Source organism: Streptomyces tricolor (genome assembly GCF_002155905.1).
GTDB lineage: Bacteria > Actinomycetota > Actinomycetes > Streptomycetales > Streptomycetaceae > Streptomyces > Streptomyces tricolor.
Map to the genome: position 1 here is coordinate 1 of NZ_MUMF01000470.1, position 8,630 is coordinate 8,630.

The 8,630-nt window shown below is 70.4% G+C and carries 8 protein-coding genes; all 8 read left to right on the plus strand.

All coding sequences use genetic code 11. The features are described 5' to 3' along the window. Positions 1 to 1,350, plus strand: a 1,350-nt coding sequence (locus CCN44_RS30030; RefSeq protein ID WP_086701087.1) for a gamma-aminobutyraldehyde dehydrogenase, incomplete at its 5' end; no start/stop codon positions are given. 53 nt (positions 1,351 to 1,403) lie between these two features. Then, positions 1,404 to 2,651 carry a polyamine ABC transporter substrate-binding protein gene (locus tag CCN44_RS30035; RefSeq protein WP_059252879.1) on the plus strand — a complete coding sequence of 416 codons (1,248 nt, stop codon included), beginning with the start codon at positions 1,404 to 1,406 and terminating at the stop codon, positions 2,649 to 2,651. Beyond that, entirely contained in the window at positions 2,648 to 3,808 is a 1,161-nt protein-coding gene (locus CCN44_RS30040; RefSeq protein ID WP_059252880.1) for an ABC transporter ATP-binding protein, read from the plus strand. The genes CCN44_RS30035 and CCN44_RS30040 overlap by 4 nt, the downstream gene beginning before the upstream one ends. Further along, complete coding sequence (locus tag CCN44_RS30045) at positions 3,808 to 4,737, plus strand: ABC transporter permease (protein ID WP_086701090.1); 930 nt, start codon at positions 3,808 to 3,810, stop codon at positions 4,735 to 4,737. Before CCN44_RS30040 ends, CCN44_RS30045 begins: the two co-directional genes overlap by 1 nt. Then, entirely contained in the window at positions 4,738 to 5,538 is an 801-nt protein-coding gene (locus CCN44_RS30050; RefSeq protein WP_059252882.1) for an ABC transporter permease, read from the plus strand. Positions 5,539 to 5,573: 35 nt separating this feature from the next. Next, positions 5,574 to 7,004 (plus strand): NAD(P)/FAD-dependent oxidoreductase, encoded by a 1,431-nt coding sequence (locus tag CCN44_RS30055; RefSeq protein ID WP_059252883.1) that lies wholly within the window; start codon positions 5,574 to 5,576, stop codon positions 7,002 to 7,004. Positions 7,005 to 7,201: 197 nt separating this feature from the next. Beyond that, the gene (locus tag CCN44_RS30060; protein WP_059252884.1) at positions 7,202 to 7,660 is read left to right on the plus strand and encodes a hypothetical protein; all 459 of its coding nucleotides are present in this window, start codon (positions 7,202 to 7,204) and stop codon (positions 7,658 to 7,660) included. A gap of 85 nt (positions 7,661 to 7,745) precedes the next feature. Further along, positions 7,746 to 8,630, plus strand: an 885-nt coding sequence (locus CCN44_RS30065; RefSeq protein WP_208639866.1) for a carbohydrate binding domain-containing protein, incomplete at its 3' end; no start/stop codon positions are given.

Below are 8,630 nucleotides of genomic sequence, written 5' to 3' on the forward strand. Positions count from 1 at the left end.
GCCGTGGCCGCCGCCCGCGCCGCCTTCCCGGGCTGGGCCGCCGCCACCCCGGGCGAGCGCTCGGACGCCCTGCACCGGTTCGCCGCCGTGCTCGCCGACCGCGCCGAGGACCTCGCCCGCGCGGAGTCCCTCCAGTGCGGCAAGCCGCTCAAGCTCACCCGCGAGTTCGACGTGCCGGGGACCGTCGACAACACCGCCTTCTTCGCGGGCGCCGCCCGGCACCTGCAAGGGCAGTCGGCCGGTGAGTACTCCGGCGACCACACGTCGTACGTGCGGCGCGAGCCCATCGGTGTCGTCGGCTCCATCGCGCCCTGGAACTACCCCCTCCAGATGGCCGCCTGGAAGATCCTCCCGGCGATCGCCGCGGGCAACACCATCGTGCTGAAGCCCGCCGAGCTGACCCCGCTGACCTCGCTGCTGTTCGCGCAGGCCGCCACGGACGCGGGCATCCCGGACGGCGTGATCAACATCGTCACCGGGACCGGGAAGGAGGCCGGCGAGCACCTGGTCGGACACCCGGACGTGGCGATGACCTCCTTCACCGGGTCCACCGCCGTCGGCAAGCGCGTCGCCGAGATCGCCACCGCCACCGTCAAGCGGCTGCATCTGGAGCTGGGCGGCAAGGCGCCCTTCGTGGTCTTCGACGACGCCGACCTGGAGGCCGCCGTGCACGGCGCGGTCGCGGGCTCCCTCATCAACACCGGGCAGGACTGCACGGCCGCCACGCGCGCGTACGTGCAGCGTCCGCTGTACGAGGCGTTCGTGGAGCGGACCGCCGCGCTGATGGAGACCGTCCGGCTGGGCGACCCCTTCGCCCCCGGCACCGACCTCGGGCCGCTGATCTCGCACGCCCAGCGCGACCGGGTCGCCGCCTTCGTGGACCGGGCGCGGGCCTACGCGCGCGTGGTCACCGGCGGCGAGGCTCCCCGGGGCGAGCTGAAGGACGGCGCCTACTACCGGCCCACGCTGATCGCCGGCGCGGCCCAGGACAGCGAGATCGTCCAGTCGGAGATCTTCGGCCCCGTGCTGGTCGTGCTGCCCTTCGACAGCGATGATGAGGGGATCCGGCTGGCCAACGACACCCCGTACGGCCTGGCCGCCTCCGCGTGGAGCAGCAACGTCTACCGCGCCCATCGGGCCACCCGCGAGATCAAGGCGGGCTGCGTCTGGGTCAACGACCACATCCCGATCATCAGTGAGATGCCGCACGGCGGCTACAAGGCCTCCGGCTTCGGCAAGGACATGTCGGCGTACTCCTTCGAGGAGTACACGCAGGTCAAGCACGTAATGTTCGACAACACCGCGGTGGCCAGGAAGGACTGGCACCGCACCGTCTTCGGGGACCGCTAGAGACCGACCAGGCCACCGACCAGGCCGATCCCTCCCGAAAGGGCACCACGCGCATGGAGCAGTACGAGCCCGAACGCCTGACCCCGCCCCAAGTGGCCGCCATGCGGCGCAGCCTGCTGGGCGGCCGGGCCGCCCTGACCCGCCGGTCGCTGCTGCGGGCCTCCGCCGGCGGCGCGCTCGCGGCCGGCGGCCTCGGGGCGCTCAGCGCCTGCGGGATCCCCGCCGCGGGCAAGAGCCCGGGCGGCACCTCCGCCGAGGACCGCTCCGCCCGGGAGAAGGTGGTGAACTTCTCCAACTGGACCGAGTACATCGACGTCGACGACAGCGGCAAGCACCACCCGACGCTCGACACCTTCCGCAGGCGGACCGGGATCACGGTCCACTACACCGAGGACATCAACGACAACAACGAGTTCTTCGGCAAGATCAAGCCGCAGCTCGCCGCGGGCCAGGACACCGGCCGCGACATCATCGTCCTCACCGACTGGCTGGCCGCCCGGCTGATCCGCCTGGGCTGGGTGCAGAAGCTGGACCCCTCCCACCTGCCGCACGCGTACACCAACCTCTCGCCCCAGTTCCGCAACCCGGACTGGGACCCCGGCCGGGCGTACTCGTACCCCTGGCAGGGCATCTCCACCGTCATCGCCTACAACAAGAAGGCGCTCGACGGCATCGAGGTCACCTCGGTCTCCGACCTGCTCGACAACCCCAGGCTCAAGGGACGCGTCGGCTTCCTGTCGGAGATGCGGGACTCCGTCGGCATGACCCTGCTCGACATGGGCAAGGACCCGGCGAACTTCACCGACGACGACTACGACGCGGCGATCGCCCGCCTCCAGAAGGCCGTCGACAAGGGCCAGATCCGCCGCTTCACCGGCAACGACTACACCTCCGACCTGACCAAGGGCGACTTCGCGGCCTGCATCGCCTGGGCCGGTGACGTGGTCCAGCTCAAGGCCGACAGCCCGGACGTCGACTTCGTCATCCCGGACAGCGGCTACATGACGTCGACCGACAACATGTGCATCCCGAACAAGGCCCGGCACAAGACGAACGCCGAGCGGCTCATGGACTTCTTCTACGAGCCCGAGCAGGCCGCCGCGCTCGCCGCCTACATCAACTACGTGACGCCGGTCGACGGGGTGAAGCCCTACCTTGCGAAGATCGACCGGGACGCGGCGGACAACCCGCTGATCGTCCCCGACAAGGCCATGCAGGCGAAGTCCCATGCCTTCCGCTCCCTGAGCCAGAAGGAAGAGACGGCCTACGAAGGAAAGTTCGCGAAGCTCACAGGGGCGTGACGACGATGAAGACGACACCAGACAACAGCGGCGACGTCCGCCTCTCCGGTATCTCCAAGACCTACGGCTCCTTCACCGCCGTACACCCGCTGGACCTGACCGTCCCCGAGGGCTCCTTCTTCGCCCTGCTCGGCGCCTCCGGCTGCGGCAAGACCACCACCCTGCGCATGATCGCCGGCCTGGAGGAGCCCACGACCGGCACGGTCCGGCTCGGCGACCAGGACGTCACCCACCTGCCGCCGTACAAACGGCCGGTCAACACGGTCTTCCAGTCCTACGCCCTCTTCCCGCACCTCGACATCTTCGAGAACGTCGCCTTCGGCCTGCGCCGGCGCGGCATCAAGAGCGTCAAGAAGCAGGTCGAGGAGATGCTGGAGCTGGTCCAGCTGGGCGAGCAGGCGCGCAAGAAGCCGCACCAGCTCTCCGGCGGCCAGCAGCAGCGGGTCGCCGTGGCCCGCGCGCTGATCAACCACCCCAAGGTGCTCCTGCTGGACGAGCCCCTCGGCGCCCTCGACCTCAAGCTGCGCCGGCAGATGCAGCTGGAGCTGAAGCGCATCCAGACCGAGGTCGGCATCACCTTCGTCCACGTCACGCACGACCAGGAGGAGGCCATGACCATGGCCGACACGGTCGCCGTGATGAACGGCGGCCGGGTCGAGCAGCTCGGCGCGCCCGCCGACCTCTACGAGAACCCGCGGACGACGTTCGTCGCGAACTTCCTCGGCACCTCCAACCTCATCGAGGCCGAGGTCGACACCAAGAGCGGCGAGGACATCGTGCTGAAGGCGGGCGGCGGCAAGCTGGTGCTGCCCGAGGCGCGATGTTCCGCCCCGGCGACGTCCGGCGGCAAGGTGCTGGTCGGCATCCGCCCGGAGAAGATCTCCCTCACCCACGCCGACGACGCCGGCTCGATCCCGGCGGGCCGCAACCGCCTCACCGGCACGATCGCCGACGCCAGCTTCATCGGCGTCTCCACGCAGTACGTGATCGACAGCCCGGTCTGCGACGAGCTGTCGGTGTACGTGCAGAACGTCGAGCGCGACGGCCGGCTCGTCCCCGGCGCCGACGTCGTCCTGCACTGGAGCCCGGCCCACACCTTCGGCCTGGACGCGGCCCAGGACATCGACGCGGGCACCGAGGAAGAGGTCGCCGCCTGATGTCCACGCTCACCGAGGCGCCCCCGCCTCTCAGCCCCACCGCACCGGAGAAGAAGCCCCCGCGCAGGCGCGGCCGGTTCACCCCGTACTGGCTGCTGCTGCCCGGCATCCTCTGGCTGGTCGTCTTCTTCGCGCTGCCGATGATCTACCAGGCCTCCACCTCCGTGCAGACGGGCTCCCTGGAGGAGGGCTACAAGGTCACCTGGCACTTCGCGACGTACTGGGACGCCCTGTCCGAGTACTGGCCGCAGTTCCTGCGGTCCGTCTTCTACGCCGCCGCCGCGACCGTGCTGTGCCTGCTGCTCGGCTATCCGCTGGCCTACCTCATCGCCTTCCGCGCCGGCCGCTGGCGCAACCTGATCATGATCCTGGTGATCGCGCCGTTCTTCACCAGCTTCCTGATCCGCACCCTGGCCTGGAAGACGATCCTCGCGGACAACGGCGTGGTCGTGCAGACGCTGGGCTCGCTGCACGTCCTGGACGTCACCAGCTGGCTCGGCTGGACGGCCGGCGACCGGGTCCTCGCCACGCCGCTGGCGGTGGTGTGCGGCCTGACGTACAACTTCCTGCCGTTCATGATCCTGCCCCTGTACACCTCGCTGGAGCGGATCGACGGGCGGCTGCACGAGGCGGCCGGCGACCTGTACGCACGGCCGTGGACCACCTTCCGCAAGGTCACCTTCCCGCTGTCCATGCCGGGCGTGGTCTCCGGGACACTGCTGACCTTCATCCCGGCGGCCGGTGACTACGTCAACGCCGAACTCCTCGGCTCCACCGACACCCGCATGATCGGAAACGTCATCCAGACGCAGTTCCTGCGCATTCTGGACTACCCGACGGCCGCGGCCCTCTCCTTCATCCTCATGGCCGCGATCCTGGCCATGGTCACGCTCTACATCCGCCGGTCCGGGACGGAGGACCTGGTCTAAATGCCCTTCGTCAACTGGCTCAAGCGCCATCTCGTCGTCATCGCCGGGCTGCTCACGCTCGCCTATCTCCTGCTGCCGAACGTCATCGTCACGGTGTTCTCCTTCAACCAGCCGAAGGGGCGCTTCAACTACGAATGGCAGCGGTTCTCCACGGACGCCTGGCAGGACCCGTGCGGCGTCGCCGGCATGTGCGGCTCGCTGTCCCTCAGCCTCCAGATCGCCCTCTGGGCCACGGTCGGCGCCACGATCCTCGGCACGATGATCGCCTTCGCGCTGGTCCGCTACCGCTTCCGCGCGCGTGGCGCCGTCAGCTCGCTGATCTTCCTGCCGATGGCGATGCCCGAGGTCGTCATGGCCGCCTCGCTGCTCACCCTGTTTCTCAACATGGGCGCGCAGCTGGGCTTCTGGACGGTCCTGATCGCCCACATCATGTTCTGCCTGAGCTTCGTCGTCACCGCGGTCAAGGCGCGCGTGATGTCGATGGACCCGCGCCTGGAGGAGGCCGCCCGGGACCTGTACGCCGGGCCCGTGCAGACCTTCCTGCGGGTCACCCTGCCCATCGCGGCACCCGGAATCGCCGCGGGCGCGCTGCTGTCGTTCGCGCTCTCCTTCGACGATTTCATCATCACCAATTTCAACGCCGGTTCGACCGTCACCTTCCCGATGTTCGTCTGGGGATCGGCGCAGCGCGGAACGCCCGTCCAGATCAATGTGATCGGTACGGCCATGTTCCTCGTCGCCGTCCTCCTCGTCCTCGTCTCGATGGTCGTCGGCAATCGCCGGAACAAGCAAAAGGCATAAGCCTTCTCACGCAGTCTCTGTAGGGAGTTGAAATCATGGCCCCAAGCGCCATGAGCCGTGGCAAAGACAACTGGATCGCCTCTCTCTCCGAAGCCCAGCCGGTCCCGTACTGGCTGGAAGACCCCGGCAAGCCGGCCGCCGAGCCCGCCCTCACCTCCGCCGAGACCTGCGACCTGCTGGTCGTCGGCGGCGGCTACAGCGGGCTGTGGACCGCGCTCAATGCCAAGGAGCGCGACCCGCAGCGCGATGTGGTGCTGCTGGAAGGCCGCGAGGTGGGCTGGGCCGCCTCCGGCCGCAACGGCGGTTTCTGCGCCGCCTCCCTCACGCACGGCCTGCCCAACGGGCTGACCCGCTGGCCCGGTGAGATCCACAAGCTGGAGGAGCTGGGCCGGCGCAACCTCGACGGCATCGAGGCCGCCATCGCCCGGCACGGCATCGACTGCGACTTCGAACGCACCGGCGAGATCGATGTCGCCACCGAGACCTACCAGGCGTGGGAACTGCGCGACTGGCACCGGGAACTCCAGGAGAAGGGCCTCGCGGACGGCATCGAGTTCCTGGACGCCGACGCCGTGCGCGAACAGGTGAACTCGCCCACCTTCGAAGCGGGCCTGTGGGACCGCCGGGGCGTGGCGATGCTGCACCCGGCGAAGCTGGCCTGGGGCCTGAAGCGGGCCTGCCTGCGGCTCGGGGTGCGGGTCTACGAGCACACGCCCGCCCTGGACCTGAAGAGCTACGGCGCCGGGATGGCCGTACGCACCCCGTACGGCGCCGTCCGCGCCCGCAAGGTCGCGCTCGGCACCAACATCTTCCCGAGCCTGCTGCGCCGCGTGCGGTCGTACACCGTCCCGGTCTACGACTACGCGCTGATGACCGAGCCGCTGACCGCCGACCAGCTCGCGTCCGTCGGCTGGAAGAACAGACAGGGGCTGGGGGACTCGGCGAACCAGTTCCACTACTTCCGGCTGTCCGCCGACAACCGCATCCTCTGGGGCGGCTACGACGCGATCTACCCCTACGGCGGCCGGGTGCGCGCCGAGTACGACGACCGGCCCGAGACGTACGCCAAGCTCGCGGGCCACTTCTTCACCTGCTTCCCGCAGCTGGAGGGCGTCCGCTTCACCCACGCCTGGGGCGGCGCGATCGACACCTGCTCGCGCTTCTCCGCCTTCTTCGGCACCGCCCACCAGGGCCGGGTCGCCTACGCGGCGGGCTACACCGGCCTCGGCGTCGGCGCGACCCGGTTCGGCGCGGACGTGATGCTGGACCTGCTGGACGGGGAGCGCACCGAGCGGACCGAGCTGGAGATGGTCCGCAAGAAGCCGCTGCCGTTCCCGCCGGAGCCGTTCGCCTGGACCGGCATCGCCCTCACCAAGTGGTCCCTGGCCCGCGCCGACGCCCACGGGGGCCGCCGGAACCTGTGGCTGCGCACGATGGACCGCCTGGGCCTGGGCTTCGACAGCTGACACCCCCCGCGCCGCGTCACCGCCCCCTGCGCCGCGTCACCGCCTCCTGCGCCGCGTCGCGGAAGCCGGCGCGGACCGTGGGGCGCGTGATGCGGCTCACTCGAAACCGGGCCCGGAAGTCGCGTAATGCCTCCCGGGGGACCTCCCTCTCTCCTGCCGACACGATCGCGTCGTACGAGAGAGAGGGAGGCCTTCTCATGACTGGGGCGAAGACGGCGGTCGAATGGCTGGCATCCGTCGCACCGGATCCCGAGGCCTGCCGCTGGGAGTGGGAGCGCAACCCCCTGGGGGTCGCCCTGCTGCCCGCCGGCAAGGCCTGGGACGTGCTGATCCTGCCGGGTGACCTCGGCTATCCGACCCTGGACGTCCTCACCCGCGTGCTCGACCGGCCCGGCCCGGTGCTCGCCGACTTCGGCGACCACCGGGTCGGGTTCTTCGTGCCCCCGGGCACCGCGGCCCGCTGGCTCGGCACCGGCATCCGTACCGCCGGAGCCGGCACCTGGATCGTCGTGCCGTATCCCGGCCGGGCGACCCGCGGTGTGCGCTGGCTGGTGTCGCCGGACGGCACCGGCATGCTGACCGATCCGGCGCTGCTGGAACTGGCGATGCACGAGGCGGCGGCGGGGCTGGCCCGGCGGAGGGACGAGGACGGGTAGCGCCCGGACACCTTGACAACAGGATTGGTCTGGACCAAGTTGTGTGCGCTCCGCCCCTCCAACTCCCCCGACTCCGGAGGCCCTTGTGGAACGCGCCCGACGCACCAGATCCGTCCTCGCCGCGCTCACGGCCGCCCTGCTGGCCGTGCCCGGTATCACCGCGCTCTCGTCGGCCGCCCGTGCGGCCGACGCGGACGTGGCGACCAACGGCGGCTTCGAGTCCGGCCTGACCGGCTGGACCTGCACGGCCGGTACGACCGTGAACTCGCCCGTGCACAGCGGCAGTTCCGCGCTGCAGGCCACCCCGTCGGGCAGCGACAACGCCCGGTGCTCCCAGACGGTGACCGTCCAGCCGAACGCCCAGTACACCCTGTCCGGTTACGTCCGCGGGTCCTACGTCTACCTCGGCGCGACCGGCACCGGCAGCACCGACGTCTCCGCCTGGACCCAGTCCGCCCCCGACTGGCAGAAACTGAGCACCACCTTCCGCACCGGAGCCGCCACCACCAAGGTCACGATCCACATCCACGGCTGGTACGGCACCGGCGCCTACCAGGCCGACGACATCACCCTCGTCGGCCCCGGCGGCAGCGGCCCCGGCCAGCCGCCCGCGGCCCCGGCCGGCCTCAGGACCACCTCCGTGACCTCGTCGTCCGTCGGCCTGTCCTGGTCGGCCGTGACGGGCGCGACCGGCTACGCGGTCTACCGCGACGGGGCCAAGGTCCAGACGGTGACCGGCACGTCGGCGACCGTGTCCGGCCTCGCGGCCTCGACGGCGTACAGCTTCCAGGTCACCGCCCTCAACGACGCCGGCGAGTCCGCGAAGTCGGCGCCCGTGACCGCGACCACGACCGCCGGACCCGGCGGCGGCACGTCGGACCTCCCGCCGCACGCCCTCGTCGGCTACCTGCACGCAAGCTTCGCCAACGGGGCCGGATACACCCGGCTCGCCGACGTCCCCGACAGCTGG